This window comes from Candidatus Methanoplasma cognatum (assembly GCA_009777615.1).
Taxonomy (GTDB): domain Archaea; phylum Thermoplasmatota; class Thermoplasmata; order Methanomassiliicoccales; family Methanomethylophilaceae; genus Methanoplasma; species Methanoplasma cognatum.
This window is the reverse complement of the sequence record WRLM01000002.1, coordinates 125,174-141,067: the sequence shown is the minus strand read 5'-3', so window position 1 is coordinate 141,067 and position 15,894 is coordinate 125,174. Positions and strand designations below refer to the sequence as shown.

Genomic DNA, 15,894 nt, shown 5'->3' with positions numbered 1-15,894 from the left:
ATGGCGATCGACTTCAAAGATTACAAATGCCAGTTCTGCGGCAAGACCAGCACCAACTTCGTTTATGCTGCGTTCGTATGTGACGACGCGGAATGCATCGATAAGGCAAGAGAAGAAAGAGGCGGCCCCGGCGGCCATATGAAAAGGAAAGCTGAAGGCAGACCGATGCTGCCCGACAACCTTGAAGAATGATCAGTGCCTGAACACTCTGCAGCCCGTGAAGACCATCGCCATATTGTGCTCATTGGCCGCGTCTATTACCTCTTGGTCCCTTATGCTCCCGCCTGGCTGTATGATCGCCGTCACGCCCGCTTTCGCGGCTTCGTCCACGCCGTCCCTGAATGGGAAGAACGCGTCTGACGCCATCACCGACCCTGCCGTGGGCTCATTCGCTTTCATCGCCGCTATCTTCGCGGAATCCACACGGCTCATCTGTCCCGCGCCGATGCCTATCGCCCTTTCCCCTTTTACGAAGACGACTGCGTTCGACGTCACGTGTTTGGCAAGCTTCCAGGCAAAAAGCAGCGCGGATATCTCCTCCTGGGTCGGCCGGCGCTCCGTGACCACCTTGAGGTCCTTGGGATCTATAACCACATCCTCGTCGGTCTGAACGAGTATCCCTCCCTGGACCTTCTTCATCTTGAACTCCCTGTGCCTCTCCGACGGCGCGATCGGGGAGTTCGTCCTAAGGAGACGTATGTTCTTCTTCTTCGACAGAAGATCGAACACGCCCGGCTCATAGTCGGGGCATATCACGGCCTCGACAAAATACTGCGATATCATCTCCGCCGTTCTCATGTCGCAGTTGCGGTTCAGGCAAATGACGCAGCCGTACGCGGATAACGGATCGACGTTGTACGCCGTTTTGAACGCATCGAATATGTTATCTTCCGAGGCGAGACCGCAGGGATTGGTGTGCTTCATGACCACGGCCGTGGGCCTTTCGAAATCCAAAGCGATATCCAGAGCTTTGTCCAGATCGAGTATGTTGTTGTACGACAATTCCTTTCCGTGGATCTGTTCCGACTTGGCCACGGTGGTGCCTTTTGCGAACGGTGCTTTGTAGAACGCCGCTTTCTGGTTCGGGTTCTCTCCGTACCTGAGGTCCTCCACCTTCTCGGACGGGATAGGGAACGATGCGGGGAATCCCTCGCCGAACCTTTCAGACATGTATGAGGCTATCATTGAATCATACTCGGCGGTCGCGATGAACGCCTCAAGCATCAGCTTCTCGAGCAAGCCTTCGGATATCTCCCCTCCGGAGCTCAGCTCTTCCAGTATCAGGGGATATTGGCTGGGGTTCGTGACCACCGCGACCGATCTGTAATTCTTTGCCGCCGCCCTTATCATGCTGGGGCCGCCTATATCGATGTTCTCTACGATATCCTCGTACTTCGCTCCGTCCTTGAGGACGGCCTCCTTGAACGGATACAGGTTCACGACGACCATGTCGACCGGCATTATTCCTTTATCCTCAATTGCGGCCATGTGCTCCGGGACGTCCCTCCTGGCAAGGATGCCGCCGTGCAGCATGGGGTGAAGGGTCTTCACGCGCCCGTCCAGCATCTCCGGGAATCCCGTTACGTCCGACACCTCTCTTACAGGTATCCCGTTGTCCTTCAGGAGCCGGTGCGTGCCGCCTGTGGATATTATCTCGACCCCTATCCGGGTCAGTTCTTTCGAGAGTTCCAGCACTCCGTTCTTGTCGGAAACGCTGACAATAGCCCTTCTTATCTTGACCAAATTCATTACCCCCTTCTTCGAGGCACCCCGCATTTTTGTGAGTACGTTTTTGAAAGGTGGTCGTGTTAGATAAAGGCTCCTTTCGGAAATAGACGAAGGGCCACTCTTAAGAAGTGTTGATGGTTCTGTCCGTATGTGCGGTCGCAGCCATATTCATCATCACCATGGTATTCGGGCAGCGGCCTGCTTCATTCTTGCTCATATTGTTCCTGGCCTTGACAGTAAGCGGCGTTCTGTTCAGAAAAAATCTCATTTCGAAACCGTGAAAGAGAATTGGAACCTCAGATTGCAAAAAAGAATGCATGCCGGATCAGAGAGGCCATTCCTTTTTACAGCCTTTAGGTTTGAAAGAAGCCCCCCGCTGGTATCCGAATACGTATTGATGTTACCGTCAAGACCCGGAGAAGTTTCTTTTGGCTCCTCTTCCAATCAACATCGTCGCCGCGCCGGCGCAGAGCACAGTGATCATTATCCCTGCGCCTGCGTACAGCAGCATGTTCGAGCCGAAACCGTCATCCTTTACAACGACGTGTTCGGAAGTGCCGATGACGATCGCGAAGTCCTTTTCATACGTGTCGTTCGCAACGGTGGCTGTCACAATGACCGTGCCTGTGCTTGTCGTATGGAGTACGTTGCCATTGATCGTGGCCCCTGTGGTCCCAGGATCCTTGACCGTCCATACGATCTCCATACCGGCGGCGTTGGCCGGAGCCACCGTGCCTGTTAAGGACAGGTATGTTCCCACGGCCGCCCTGTTTGGCACATTGGTTATATTCGTAACGTGAATGATTCCCACTGTACCGTATTTCACGACGAGCGCGTCGTATTGTTTTATCTTTCCTTCGATCGGGGTCGGTCCGGACGCCCCGGCAGCAACGAAGCCGTCCGGCACCGCGGTCACCGAGTAGAACTTGCTGTGAAGATCCCCTGACGAGTCATCCTCCCACAGGACCTCGCCGGCGTTGCTGTACTTCACAGCTATTGCATTGCTGTAGGTTATGTTGGCGCCGCTTGCGGCATGCGCATCGCCCGCGGCGATGATGCCGTCAGGCACCGCCGTTGCCGAATGGAAATAATAGCATTTCACAGGCCTGGTACCTTCGCCGAAGTTCTTGTTCCACACCAGATCGCCGGCATTGTTGAATTTCAAAATGACCGCGTCCGCAACGCTGCTTTTTGCTTTGACCCCCGTCCAGATACCGGATCCGAAATAATTTGCCGAAATACTACCTACGACGACAAATCCGTCAGAAACAGCCGCTATAGAACGAAAATCCCCCGCGCAGAAATATCTCCACCATTTCATATTGCCTGCACTGTCATACTTTACGACATAGTCCCGATTTCCTTTTTCATCAGGGCTACTGGTGCCCAAGACGACGAACCCGTCTGATACTGCTGCTACCGAAACAAAAGAATGGCCGCCGGGCTCTGCAAAGCTCTTTACCCACACAATATCGCCTTTATCATTGTATCTTACAATGACCGCAACACCGTAGCCGCTCCATTCGAGGTCCGGCCCCTTTTCAAAAAAGGAAAAGGGGATGTCGGACAATCCCACGGTGACGAATCCGCCTGGGGCGGCGGTCACCGAATGGTACACGTCCGCGCCCGCTCCTCCGACGTTCTTCCTCCACATGACTTCACCTGCGTCATTGTATTTCACAATGATCGCGTCGGTGCCGCCGTTTCCCTCGATGCCGCTCCAATCGCCATTGCCGAACGATGCCGATCCTGACGCTCCGACAGCAATGATCCCGTCGGATACTGCGGTCACCGAATGAAACATATCATCGCCCCGTCCTCCAAAATTCTTCTTCCATATAACGTCGCCTGCGTCGTTGTATTTCACAATGGTCGCATCGGTGCCGCCTTTTCCGCTGATACCGGCCCAATCGCCGGTCCTGAAGGACTCTTGTTCGGCCCATCCTACCGCGACGACCCCGTCGGATACTGCGGTCACGTCGCAGAAAACATCCGCTCTGTTTCCGCCAAAACTATCTTCGAATGAGATGTCGTTAATCCCTGTCACAGAAACAGCGGCAGCTGGTATCATTACCAGTGCCACTACCAGAGCGAGCAAGGGACATATACCTATTCTGCCTTTGTTCTGCATTTCTTATTCCTCCATATCTGCTTTTTACCGTATTTTTTTGAAACGTGTGATCGGCCATCTGCCGGAACCGATCCCGTTCGATGATCCCCTTTCCGATATTTTCTCCGTCAAAGGGGAGCACGAATGTTGCGGCATCCTGAGATTTTTCCGATTCATTATAGATATTCCTTTGTCAATATATATAACCAATAGGTACAATATATTTGCAGTATATACGAGACTTTTTAATAGAAGACCATTCTATGGCATAAAAAACCTGATTCCGCACATGCAAAAAAAATAAGCTGGCTACAAACTTCCGACTGCAGAAACACAGCAAATCTATCAACAATTCTGCATTATTTTACATATATATGAATATATAGATAAATATAGTAGGTATTATTCAAAAAACGGCATTAATGGGAATAAATCATAAGAAGTGGTCATATTATAAGGCTTCCTTCCAACAATATTCCTTGCATGCCGTCCGGCCTAAAAAATAAAATTCAAAGGGCCTCGGCGGCCCTTTGGGGTTTAGAGAAGTGATTTCATAACTCTGGCAGCTCTTGCGTCAAGCGTCTCCACCCCGGAGACCTTGCTTGCATATTCGGACAGAGTGACGATGTCTTCGTTCTCTATGCATTGAAGCTTGAACTTGCGGGTTCCGGCCATGAGCTGTTTGAGTCCCTCTCCCAGCCTGTCGTTGAAATAGGTGTACAGACTGACCGCCCCCCAGGGGATGTCGGTCCCTATCTTCTTGCCGGGGAACCTCTCTTGCAGTCCTATCGCGCCTATGAAGAACTTGTTCGGATCGCTCCCGTAATGTTCCGAGAAGGATGAGGGAAGCTGTCCCTTTGCCGCGAGTTCCGCGAAGTGCTTTCCCTTCACCGCCGCGGCTATGGGTCCTCTGCACATCCCTATCGATCTGACCAGCGGGCCGTCGCCCATGTCGGACAGCGCGAACGCTTTGTACATTTGAGTCTCGTTGATGAAACCTCCGGCGAATGACAGGTCCGGAACGAACCTTCCCTGCTTCTTAAGCTCTTTGGCGCATGCCATCACCTGGCTGAACAGCCATATCCCGGGGGAGCTGAGCTCATTCATGTGGCTGACCGGGGACATTCCCGTTCCGCCTCCGGCGGCGTCGAAAGTGAGAAGATCTATCTTCGCCTCGGAAGCGCACTTCATCGTGAACGCCACAACCTCCGGTTTGTATGCTCCGGTTTTCAGGAATACATTCTTGGCGCCCTTCTGCCTCAGGCTCTCTATATCTTCAAGGAAGGACCGCTCATCGGGGAATCCGACGCGGCTGTGCCTCTCGAAAGTCTTGAACACCCCCGCTTTGAAAGCGGCCTGTACCTCCGGGTCCTCCGGGTCAGGCATCACTATGTATCCGCGGGACTTGAGCTCAAGCGCCCTCTCCAGCGTGCTGAGCCTTACCTCTCCGCCGATGGCCTTCGCTCCCTGTCCCCATTTCCTCTCTATAACCTCCACATTCAGCTTCGATAATCCGTAGTCGTCCACGCCGCCACGGGTGTCCTCGACATTCGTCTGCAGGACTATCCGTCCGTTCTTGCCGTCCCAGTGGTCCGTGTAAGAGCTCACGCGGAAGGCCAGGTCCGGCGAGGACTGCACTTTTCCGTTGGAGTACACCGAATCGGAATCCATCCCGCATACGTTCTCTCCGATGACCTCGCTTACTCCCGCTATCGCCGCGCCTCCGGCCAGTTCTTTCCAGTTGTTCTTCGCAACTGCCGTAGAGCCGAGGCCCGCGATGTGTACGGGCAGCTTCATGCTTATCGGGTTCTTCCCCTTCGAGCCTACTGTGGTCGAGATGTCTACATTCTCGAAGAACGCCACGTCGGGGTCCGGCTCGATGCCTTTCGCACCCAGCAGCTCCGCCATGATCTGGAAGTGAGACCAGTCCAAGAAATAGTCCTTGTTGGAGGCGGCTGTTGATTTTCCGAAGTGTTCGGGGCTTGGGTAAAGCACCTCTCTTCCTCTCAGCGCGCCTTTCCCGACCTCGCAGAGGACATTACAGTCTTCGATGCAGACGGGGCACATTCCGTTTATCGGACACGGATCCTTAACTCGGATCGCCGTTCCTGTGGTTGATTTAGAGTTCTCTATCGACATATTAACCTTCTTTCGTAGTTCCCTACGAAGGGAGCGGATTAGCTTTCATAGGATTTAAGCCTCTTGTTCATTGAAAAACCATCGGCGGATATCTTTGCGATCATCACGAATAAAAACAGACGTTTTTCGTAAAAAGTCCCTTGTTTCCACACAAAATCTGCAAGCCCCATACCGGCGCTGAATTGCCCGCGATTCGGCGCCGTTGGCCGCCGTCAGTATAGCAACGGCCGCCTTAGGCCCGTTGACCTTTCCGCATGATGTGAGAGAGGTGGTCGTTCTGTAGTGACTATTCGGTTTTCTGCTGCGGCATTTGAGGGTTTTGTTCCTGCCCCAAAATACGCCGTGCTGCCACACAAAGATGTGCGGCAAGTACCCTATGAAAGCCCACGAGAGGATGTCCTCCTTCAAAAAAAGGTTTAAACAACAAACGCGCAGCTATATATTCAAAACCCTTTCTTTGCGTCGATGATCAGAGGCCGGTGGAAAGGTGCCCTGGCGATGGGACTGCTGTGGGCCGCCGTCATAGCGGCGGTGATGTTGTGCATCCCCGAGGACGACTGGGGCATGATGGTGTGGCTCTGGCCGCTCTTCTCGTCGATCGTCATGGTATGCGGGATAGGGGTGTACCTGGGCGGCTATATGCTGCTGGCTGGATTCAACACAATGTCCAAAGACGAACGGTCGGCCTTCGACATGGAGAAGGTCACGTCCTTCACGGGGGCCTCCCTTGTCCTGCTGTCATATGTGTTCTTCCTCTCATGGCCGTCATCCGTGTTTTACGGCCCCATGATGTTCTGGGTGATGACCGTCGCATTCGTTGCGGGGGTCGTTTTCATGGCCGTATTCCTCAACACGGGAAGGTTCAAGGTCGACCCGCCGAAAAGATCCTGACGGGCTTCGGGGAAAGCTTGATATGCGAGCACACTGGTCCCATATTATGTTCGCCAAGGGAAGATGGAAGGGCGCCGCACTGATGCTCCTGCTGTGGATCGCCGGCGCGACAGGCGCGCTCCGCTTCGGAACCTTTGAGGCGGCAGATTTGTCCGCATGGGTGTTCATGTCCCTTTCGGTGATGATGCTGGTCACTGGTTTAGCCACTTACATAGGATGGGACAATATGCTCAGAACGCCTTCCGGCGACATGCTGGGGCAAGGGAGGCCGGGGTTCGACGCGCAGAGGCTCACATCCCAGATGGGGGTGCTATACGTCCTGGTATCATTCCTATGGCTCCTGAAATTGGCTTTCGACGGGATCCTGGGAGAGATGGCGATGCTCGCGGCGGCGTTGCTGATTATCTACAATGTTTTCACGCTCTTCCGCATACAAAAGCACAGGGGTCCGTTTGGAACAAAGAACCCATAATGGGCATGACCGGCACCCTCCGCTGAGTATATCTATCCTGTGTCCCCTTTCTTTTTCAACATATTTTCAGACAATATTCAATAGATGTCGTATTCTGCCTCGCGTTTGAACGGTAGCTGAAAAATATGCAGTAAATCTATCGGATCTGAGAAATACTGCATATAAATATTATAAAATATATGCAGTAACATTTACCAAGAGGCAGAAAGATGCGGCGCTACGACTACTCCTTCATAAAAGACATCAGAATACGGGCGGACACCGTGGGGCTCACCAAAGGGATCGAGGCATTCAGGATAAGAGAAGAAGACAGGAAGAAGAGCAACCGGGAGGCGTTCACCGCCCTGGAATCAATTGCGAGGATCCAATCAATCAAGGGTTCCAATGAGATTGAGGGGATTGTGACGACGGACAGGCGCATTGAGGAGATAGTCAACAAGAACAGCGCGCCTCTCAACCACAGCGAGATGGAGATAGCCGGATACAGAGACGTCCTGGACACGGTACACAAAGAGCACATGTCAATGGATTTGAGCGAAGGGCTGATACTGGATATGCACAGGATGATGATGTCCTACACGCCTAACGGCGGAGGGAGGTACAAAACAAGCGATAACGTCATAATGGAGGTCGACCAGCACGGGGCCAGACGAGTGAGGTTCAGGCCGACCCCGTCGGAGGAGACGAAGGAGGCAATGGAACAGCTCATCCTCGCGTACGTCGACGCAAAGGACGACAGCAGCATAGACCCAATCTTCCTCATCCCGTGCGTCATCCTGGACTTCCTGTGCATACACCCCTTCCCTGATGGCAACGGGCGGATGTCCAGACTCCTGTCCCTCCTCCTGATGTATAGGAACGGTATCGATGTTGGTAAGTACATATCGTTCGAGGGGCAGATCAACGAACACAAAGGGAGTTATTACGAGTCCCTCAGGGCATCGTCGGATGGCTGGCACGATAACAGCAACGACTACCTCCCATTCATAGAGAACTTCATTTTCACGCTGTTCGTCTGCTATAGGGAATTAGAGAGGCGGTTTGATGTGGTGGGGGAGAAGAAAGCGAACAAAGGCAACCGCATAGAAGCGGCCGTGAAAAACAGTGTCCCATCCATTTCTAAAAAGGAGATCATGGAACTCCTGCCTGACATAAGCCAGGCGACCATCGAAGCAAAGCTGTCCGAGCTTCAGAAGCAAGGAAGGGTCAGGAAGACAGGAAGCTACAAAGACGCTAAGTACGTATGGATAAGATGATCGACGCGCAACGGCGTCCGCCCATAAATAATGGCTTTAATATAGACGCATATATGAGCGCCGGATGAAAAAGAAGGACCTTGAGATAGAGCTGGAGAAAGTTCCGAGGTTCGAGGACCCCGACCCCTCGCTTGAGCAATACATGACCCCTGCCTCAATAGCCGCCGACGTCCTTTTCGGCGCTTATGCAAGGGGGGATGTCAAAGGCCTCAAGGTTATGGACCTGGGGTGCGGGACCGGAATGCTCTCGTTCGGTTCGTGGATGCTCGGCGCAGGGGCTGTCGTAGGGTACGATGTCTCTCAGAGAGCGATCGACCTCGCGACCGCCCACGCCGCCTCGGTGGGCGCAGAGATAACGTTCGCGGTGTCGGACGTGAACGAAGTTCATGAGGAGGCGGACACCGTCGTCATGAACCCGCCCTTCGGCTGTCAGAACCGCCGCGCCGACAGGGATTTCCTGAAGAAAGCGATGGCGTCCGCCGAATGCGTGTACTCTTTCCACATGGCGGAGACGCTTGATTTTGTCACTGAGTACGTGAAAAAACACAACCGAGAAATAGTCTACAATAAAATGTATAAGTACGATATCCATAATACATTCACGTTCCACAGTAAAGAGAAGCACAGCGTTGACATTGTGGTCGTCAACATAAGGTGAGATCGAATGACAGACAACACGGAAGTATTCCCCGGCGACGAGGTCGCCGTGGAGGAGGAATATCTGGCCTCCGACGGGACATTCGCGAGCGACGGAAAGATATATGCGTCGCAGATCGGGATCCTTGAGCTGGACGATGATGAATGCGTCGCCAGGGTCATATCCCCCAACCCCCCCAACATCCTGAAAACGGGAGACATAGTATATGCCATAGTGGCAGACATCAGGAACACCATGGCCACTGCGGACGTCGTCGCGAAAGAAGGCACCAGAAGAGGACTGGGCGGGGAGACCTACGCAACCATACACGTATCCAAGATATCGCAGGGCTACACCGATGACGTTTCGAAAGAACTGAGAAAAGGAGACTTCATACGAGCGAAGGTCACCAGCACCTCCCCCTCTCTCCAGCTCATGACCAGGGATGACCACTTCGGAGTGATAAGATCGCTCTGCGGGGCATGCAAAACAGAACTCGTCAAAAAAGGAAGGGGGTTGTACTGCACGAACTGCGAACGCTCGTTCCTCAGGAAACTTGCTGACGATTACGGTGATGTAAAATTATGAAGCAGACGGATGAAATGGCTGCTCTGAGAGCAGAGGTCAAGGCTCTTAAGGTCGAAATAGCCGGGCTCAAAGAGTTCATACAAGCCATGTACAGCATGATCAGCGACGATGAGGAATACGACGACGATCCGCCGATGGCGTTCGGAGGCAACTCCGGATTCGGGAGATACAACACTTGAAGCTCCTCGCTTTGATATCCGGAGGCATCGATTCCCCGGTCGCGGCTTACCTGATGGATAGGATCGGTGCGGACGTCATACTCCTGCACATGGACAACCGCCCTTTTGCGGATGATGTCTCGATAGAAAAGATCGGGGAACTGGCGGAGCGGCTGAGAGCCGTTACCGGTTCACCCTTCCCCCTCTACTCCGCTCCTCACGGGATATCGCAGGAGAGGATATCAAAGACCTGCGACCGCAATTATCAGTGCGTCCTCTGCAAAAGGACCATGCTCAGGACCGCCCAGGAGCTTTCTTCCCGGCTCGGCTGCGGCGGGATCGTCATGGGCGACTCTCTGGGGCAGGTGGCCTCGCAGACACTGAAGAACCTGAGATACGTGAGCAGCGGCCTTAAGATGCCTGTCGTAAGGCCTCTCATCGGATATGACAAGATCGAGATAGAGGCCGTCGCAAAAGAGATCGGAACTTACGATATCTCTATCAAAAGATCTGTCGGTTGTTCGATAGTGCCGTCCAAACCCGTCACGGAGGCCGACCTGAATAAAATGGCGGGATTCGACGTATCATCCGGAATTGACGAACTTGTGTCGAACGCTGCCGAAAATACGATAAGATTGTCCTGATCAGTAGAATACCGAACAGGAGCCTATGTCATCCCTGTTATACAGCATATCGATGGTTATCCTGTTTATATATCTGGCCTGAACCCTTGAAACATAAAGGGTATTGTTTCCCACAGGTATCCTGATGTCTGACTCTTTCGGCATCTTTACCGTCGTTGGTACCAAGGCGGGGCCGGTGCAGGAGGTGCATATCCTGTAATCGCGCCTTTCCGACATAATCAGCTTACTGACTTCGCCATCCACGGTTATTTCCATTAACCTCGCTTAATACAGGCACCTTTATTATCTTTGCCTATTGAGAAAGAATTCCGTCGCGTCCCCGCACGGGTCACCCGTCAGCTCCGCTTTTATGTCCTCAAGATTGAAGACCCTGCGGTCCAGGATGACCGCGACGCCTCTGTCCGTGCCGGACCTGATGAGCCTGCCTATCGCCTGTCTCATCTTCCTCATCGCCGGGATCTTAGACGAGTGTTCCCATCCGTTGCCGAACACCATGTCAAAGTACCTTCTCAGCGCTTCCTGCCTGGCTGTCGGCTTGGGATACGGGATCCCGACCAGCACCGCCATCTCCATATCCTTGTCGGGGAAGTCCAGCCCTTCGCTTATTCTTCCGCCTGTGATCGCGAAAAGGACGCTTCCTTCCGAAAGCCTGAATTGAGAAACCTCCTCCATAAGCTCCGGCTGGGTCATTCCCCTTCTTTCTATGAAGACATCCTTTCCCATCCCTTCCATTATATCGTCGGCGAGGAATCTCTCCATCACCGCATATGACGGAAAGAAGACCGCCGTGTTCCTGTTGACTGTTCTGACAAGAGAGACCAAATGATCCTTCATCCTGAGATACACTTCCGGTATGTTGTTGAATTCGTCGAACTTCGTCGATACGTCATCGACATACAGTATCTTGAGGTTCTCCGGCGGGAACGGGGACGGGAATACACGCTCGACCGCATCTTCCAGGCCTATCTCTCTGGAGTGGTCTGACAGCGGCGCCAGCGTACCTGACATATGTACCGACGACAAGCATGACCTGAGAGGCTCCGCCGCTTCCCTCGGATCAAGGCAGTACGCCTGGAACTTCGGGTTCTCTCCCCCCGCGATAAGAAATATGTTCGTTTCCTCATCCGCTGTGTTCCAGGCGGAAAGGAAGGCCCCGAGAGACCTTATGTAGGATCTGGGCAGCTTCTTCCTTGCTTTTTTGATGTCGGCGATCATCTCCCCCTGATCCATAAGGCCTTTGTATACCATACTGAGGGAACGCGACGACATCCCAAGCCTCTCCATCAGCTCATCCTGGAGGAAGGTGGAAGGTATCATCCCGTCGTCGCCCGTGAGATATTGGGACAGCGCCTCATCGAGACAGTCCCTTAACACCGCTATGATGTCAGTCACCGAAAGGCCGGCGTGGATCTCCGGATCATTCCATTCCCGCGCCTCCTTCTCTGCGAGGGCCATCGCCTTCGAGCCGTATTCCAGAGTCATTACCTCCCTCAGATAGTCAGGAAGGTTGTGCGCTTCGTCGACTATCATCGCCATACCGGAAAGGGGCGTCCCAGCCCATTCAAGGAACCTTTCCAGGATGTGCGGCATGAATATGAAAGAATACGGCGCCGCGACGACGTCCGCGTGCTTCATAAGATGCTTTACCGTCTCATATGGGCATATCCCTTTACCAAGACAGTATTCTGCGAATTTCTCAGGCTCCGGGTGCTCATCCCTGACAAACCCGAGCAGGGCCGGCAGATCGATGCTGCCTATGTTCTCATAATATCTGCACGGCCTGCCGTCGCCGGCATCCTTTTTGTACTCCGAACACAGCCTCGACAATTCCTCGGACGTTCCGGTCTCGTTCTCCGGGTCCTTGGACATCATCGGGCATGTGTGTATGCTCCTGCCCTGAACCCCTATGCAGACAAGCGGCCTCTTTCCGGATATTGCTTTGGCCTCATGTATTATCTGCTTCTGCTGGGACTTCGTCCTTGTGAGATAGATCACTTTATTGCCGGTCCCAAAAACAGCCTCCAAAGCGCCCGTCAGCGAGACCACGGTCTTACCGGTGCCGGTCCCTGACTCGATCACGACCGAGGCTCCGTTCCTCACGGTATCCCTTATGAGGTCCGCCATATCTCTCTGCCCCCCTCTGTATTCATAGGGGAAGATATCTGCGGCCTTGGGATCTTCGTTCATCACTCGCTTCTGCGCCAGATGCTGTCGGGAAGTTCTTCGTAGACCGCCGATTCGTCACTGGACTCTTCCGACGTCCCGGAAGGGCTGGTTCCCATCAGCTCATTTATCTTCTCCTTCCTGAAGAGCCAGTAGTGTATCCTCCACTCTCTTCCGTCATAGAGCGTGGTCTCTTCCCTTTCTGTGGTGAGGAGGCCTGCATCCTCAAGCATATAGAATGCGTCCCTGTCCTCCGGTTCAAGGACATTGTCGATTATCCTGTCCGAATATCCGAAGAAATTAAGGACGTGTCTCGCAAGCATGTATGCCTGTTCTTCCTCCATCCCCATGCTGTTGTCGATGCTGTTCCTTATCGCAAGGGTAAGTTCCTCGACCGTTATAGTATCGTCCATGGCCGCACCTCAGTTCTCCACTAGATCCGCAAATTTGACATCGTTCGTGCCGGAGACCTCGGCGATCTTCCTGAGGACCTCGGGCGGAACATGCTGATCGACTGTCAAGACCATCAGCGCGTCCGATTCGGATCTTCCCACCGACATCTGCGCGATATTTATGTTGCTGTTGCCGAATATCGTTCCCACGGCGCCGATTATGCCGGGGGAGTCCTTGTAGGATACCATTACCATGTCCCCGCTCATCGGCGCGTCGAAAGTGAACTTATCATACCCCACCAGCCTAGGCTGGTCTCCGAATACCGTCCCTCTGATGGATGCCCTCTTTCCTTTGGACACCGTTCTCAATTCTATCATGTTAGAATAATCATCCGACCTCTGGGTCGATGACTCTTTGATCGATATGCCCTTCTGTTTGGCGACGGGCATCGCGTTGATGATGTTAGCGTTGTCGGCGCCTATTATTTTCTTCAGAATGCCGATGACAACGGACACTGTAAGCATTTTCGTCTGTTTGTTCGCAAGTTCGCCGCAGTATGTTATCTCAAGTTCGTCTATCGGGTTGTTGCCGTTGATCTCATGGGCAAGTATGCCCATGCGCTCCGCCAGCGGGACGAACAATTCCGTTTCCGGATCCATCTTGCCGCGGGGTGCGTTTATGGCGTTGGTTATCTCCCCGTCCTTCAGATACTTCACGGCCGCGACCGCGACCTCCACGGCGACCCTTTCCTGCGCCTCCACCGTGCTTGCCCCCAGGTGGGGGGTGGTGACCAGATTGTCCAGTTCCAGAAGCTTCATGTCACTTTCCTCAAGAGGCTCGTTACACCAGACGTCGAAGGCCGCGCCTGCGATCACCTTCTCCTTCAACGCGGTGTAGAGATCGCCCTCGTTCACGATGCCTCCTCTCGCCACGTTCGCTATCCTGACGTTTGGCTTCATCATCCTGAACTGAGGCAGGCTTATCATGTTCTTTGTTTCCGGCAGCAGCGGGGTATGGATGGTCATGAAATCGGCGATCTGTATCACCTCTTCGAAGGTGGTCAGCCTCACTCCTATCTCGTCCGCGACCTCCTTCGGCAGGTACGGATCGTAACCTACGAGGGTCATGTTGAACGCCTTCATCCTCTTGGCGACCTCTCCTCCGACGCGCCCTACGCCGACTATCCCCAGGGTCTTTCCGTTAAGTTCGACTCCTGTGTATTTGGACCTTTTCCACTCTCCTTTGTGCATGGAATTGTGTGCAAAGGGTATGTTCCTTGCCAATGACAGCAGCATCGCGCATGAATGCTCGGCAGCGGAGATGATGTTGGCGGCGGGAGTGTTCATTATGAGGATCCCTTTCTCCGTCGCATAGGGGATGTCCACATTGTCAACGCCGACCCCGGCCCTTCCGATCACCCTCAGTTTCTTCCCGGCGTCTATCACCTTCCTGGTGACCTTAGTGCCGGACCTGATGATCAGACAGTCGTACTCTCCGATTATCCCGCAGAGCTGGTCCTCCGTGAGGTCAACCTTCTCGTCCACAGGGAAGCCTGAGTCTTTCAGTATGTTCATGCCCTCTTCGTCGAGAGCGTCTGAGACCAATATTCTGGCGGTCATGTTTTTTCCTCCAATACCTCATCCATCACGGAGAGCAGTTCCCTCACTCCCGCGGGCATGATGTCTCCCATGTGCCCTATCCTGAACGTATTCTCTTTCACTTCCCCGTAACCGCCGGATATCTCATAGCCTTTTGATTTCAGGGACGAATGGAATTTGTCGAAATCGAGATCCCCCCGGTTAAGGACGCTTATCGAGTTGGAGCGGAACCCCTTTTCGGGGAATATGCCGCTGAGCTTCCTGCCGGCCCATTCTTCGACGGTGTCTGCCATCTCCTTATGCCTTCTGTACCTTGCCTGCATACCTTCCGAAAGGATGCGGTCCAGCTGGAAGTCCAGCGCATACATCAGGGACACGGGGGGCGTCGTAAGGGCATAGTTCTCGTCATTCTGTTTCTTTACCTTAAGGAGGTCTGTGTAGAAGCCTCTGTTGGATACTGTCTTGGCCTTGTTCAGCAGCCTTTCGGAAACGGCCATCATAGCCAGGCCCGGCGGGAGCGCCAGGGCCTTCTGTGTGCCGAAAACCAATGCGTCCGCATCCAGCTTCCTGAGCTTCAGGTCCATTGCGAATGCCGAGGTCACCGCGTCGATGAACACCAATGCGTCCGGGTTCTGCGACCTGACCTCGTCTGCGATCTCGTTCGAGTCGCTGAACACCCCCGTCGACGATTCATTGCTTACCCAGTGCACCGCTTCGACATCCTCTTTCACCTTACCTTTGATGTGCTCGGCGCGTATCGCTTTCCCCCACCCGGCCCGCACCTTATCGACGGTCTTGCCGTTGAGCTCGGCTATCTCTATGGATCTGTCACCGAATGAGCCGTTCGTCAATCCGAGGGTCTTGGACCTCACGCCGTTCCTGATCATTCCTTCCAGGAACACCGACGCGGAGCCGCTCACCATGAGAATATCCATATCTGTGTCCAGCGCCTTTTTCATCTTCTCGATGACGGCCTGATGCAATGACTTGTAATCTTTGGACCTGTGCGTTATCATCGGCCTGGTCATTGAGTGAAGGACCTCAGGCTCCACATTCACCGGCCCCACTGTGAAAAGCTTCCTGTTCAACATTATCCCTCGGGATGTAATTTGGCTCC

16 protein-coding genes are annotated in these 15,894 nt (G+C 53.5%); 8 read left to right on the top strand and 8 right to left on the bottom strand.

All coding sequences use genetic code 11. From position 1 onward, the window contains the following. Positions 1-192 carry a hypothetical protein gene (locus tag FWG96_03615; protein MCL2032341.1) on the top strand — a complete coding sequence of 64 codons (192 nt, stop codon included), beginning with the start codon at positions 1-3 and terminating at the stop codon, positions 190-192. On the opposite strand, the gene purH is transcribed toward FWG96_03615, so the two are convergent. From purH to FWG96_03600, 3 genes are all read right to left on the bottom strand, one after another. After that, entirely contained in the window at positions 193-1,749 is a 1,557-nt protein-coding gene (gene purH, locus FWG96_03610) for a bifunctional phosphoribosylaminoimidazolecarboxamide formyltransferase/IMP cyclohydrolase (protein MCL2032340.1), read from the bottom strand. 385 nt (positions 1,750-2,134) lie between these two features. Continuing rightward, positions 2,135-3,859 (bottom strand): hypothetical protein, encoded by a 1,725-nt coding sequence (locus FWG96_03605; protein MCL2032339.1) that lies wholly within the window; start codon positions 3,857-3,859, stop codon positions 2,135-2,137. Between the two features lie 516 nt (positions 3,860-4,375). Beyond that, positions 4,376-5,977: an FMN-binding glutamate synthase family protein gene (locus FWG96_03600; protein ID MCL2032338.1), complete on the bottom strand. Its 1,602-nt coding sequence runs from the start codon at positions 5,975-5,977 to the stop codon at positions 4,376-4,378. A gap of 465 nt (positions 5,978-6,442) precedes the next feature. Between FWG96_03600 and FWG96_03595 the strand changes: the two genes are divergently transcribed. From FWG96_03595 to FWG96_03565, 7 genes are all read left to right on the top strand, one after another. Then, a complete protein-coding gene (locus FWG96_03595; protein ID MCL2032337.1) occupies positions 6,443-6,868 on the top strand; it encodes a DUF3784 domain-containing protein in 426 nt (141 codons plus the stop codon). Positions 6,869-6,914: 46 nt separating this feature from the next. Further along, positions 6,915-7,340 carry a hypothetical protein gene (locus FWG96_03590; protein MCL2032336.1) on the top strand — a complete coding sequence of 142 codons (426 nt, stop codon included), beginning with the start codon at positions 6,915-6,917 and terminating at the stop codon, positions 7,338-7,340. 209 nt (positions 7,341-7,549) lie between these two features. After that, positions 7,550-8,596 carry a Fic family protein gene (locus FWG96_03585; protein ID MCL2032335.1) on the top strand — a complete coding sequence of 349 codons (1,047 nt, stop codon included), beginning with the start codon at positions 7,550-7,552 and terminating at the stop codon, positions 8,594-8,596. Between the two features lie 64 nt (positions 8,597-8,660). Next, entirely contained in the window at positions 8,661-9,254 is a 594-nt protein-coding gene (locus FWG96_03580) for an METTL5 family protein (protein ID MCL2032334.1), read from the top strand. A gap of 6 nt (positions 9,255-9,260) precedes the next feature. Further along, complete coding sequence (locus FWG96_03575) at positions 9,261-9,821, top strand: exosome complex RNA-binding protein Csl4 (protein MCL2032333.1); 561 nt, start codon at positions 9,261-9,263, stop codon at positions 9,819-9,821. Continuing rightward, entirely contained in the window at positions 9,818-10,000 is a 183-nt protein-coding gene (locus FWG96_03570; protein ID MCL2032332.1) for a hypothetical protein, read from the top strand. Before FWG96_03575 ends, FWG96_03570 begins: the two co-directional genes overlap by 4 nt. Next, entirely contained in the window at positions 9,997-10,623 is a 627-nt protein-coding gene (locus FWG96_03565; GenBank protein MCL2032331.1) for a tRNA 4-thiouridine(8) synthase ThiI, read from the top strand. Before FWG96_03570 ends, FWG96_03565 begins: the two co-directional genes overlap by 4 nt. Here the strand turns inward: FWG96_03565 and FWG96_03560 are convergent, their stop codons facing one another. The 5 genes from FWG96_03560 to FWG96_03540 all read right to left on the bottom strand — a co-directional run bounded on the left by FWG96_03560 (position 10,624) and on the right by FWG96_03540 (position 15,865). Next, positions 10,624-10,839 (bottom strand): hypothetical protein, encoded by a 216-nt coding sequence (locus FWG96_03560; GenBank protein MCL2032330.1) that lies wholly within the window; start codon positions 10,837-10,839, stop codon positions 10,624-10,626. 66 nt (positions 10,840-10,905) lie between these two features. Beyond that, positions 10,906-12,810, bottom strand: a complete 1,905-nt coding sequence (locus FWG96_03555; GenBank protein MCL2032329.1) for an ATP-dependent DNA helicase — start codon at positions 12,808-12,810, stop codon at positions 10,906-10,908. Continuing rightward, on the bottom strand, positions 12,810-13,199 hold the full coding sequence (locus FWG96_03550; protein MCL2032328.1) for a hypothetical protein: 390 nt from the start codon (positions 13,197-13,199) through the stop codon (positions 12,810-12,812). Before FWG96_03550 ends, FWG96_03555 begins: the two co-directional genes overlap by 1 nt. 9 nt (positions 13,200-13,208) lie before the next feature. Beyond that, complete coding sequence (gene serA, locus FWG96_03545; GenBank protein MCL2032327.1) at positions 13,209-14,798, bottom strand: phosphoglycerate dehydrogenase; 1,590 nt, start codon at positions 14,796-14,798, stop codon at positions 13,209-13,211. Then, positions 14,795-15,865 carry an aminotransferase class V-fold PLP-dependent enzyme gene (locus tag FWG96_03540; GenBank protein ID MCL2032326.1) on the bottom strand — a complete coding sequence of 357 codons (1,071 nt, stop codon included), beginning with the start codon at positions 15,863-15,865 and terminating at the stop codon, positions 14,795-14,797. Before FWG96_03540 ends, serA begins: the two co-directional genes overlap by 4 nt. Positions 15,866-15,894: the final 29 nt, after the last annotated feature.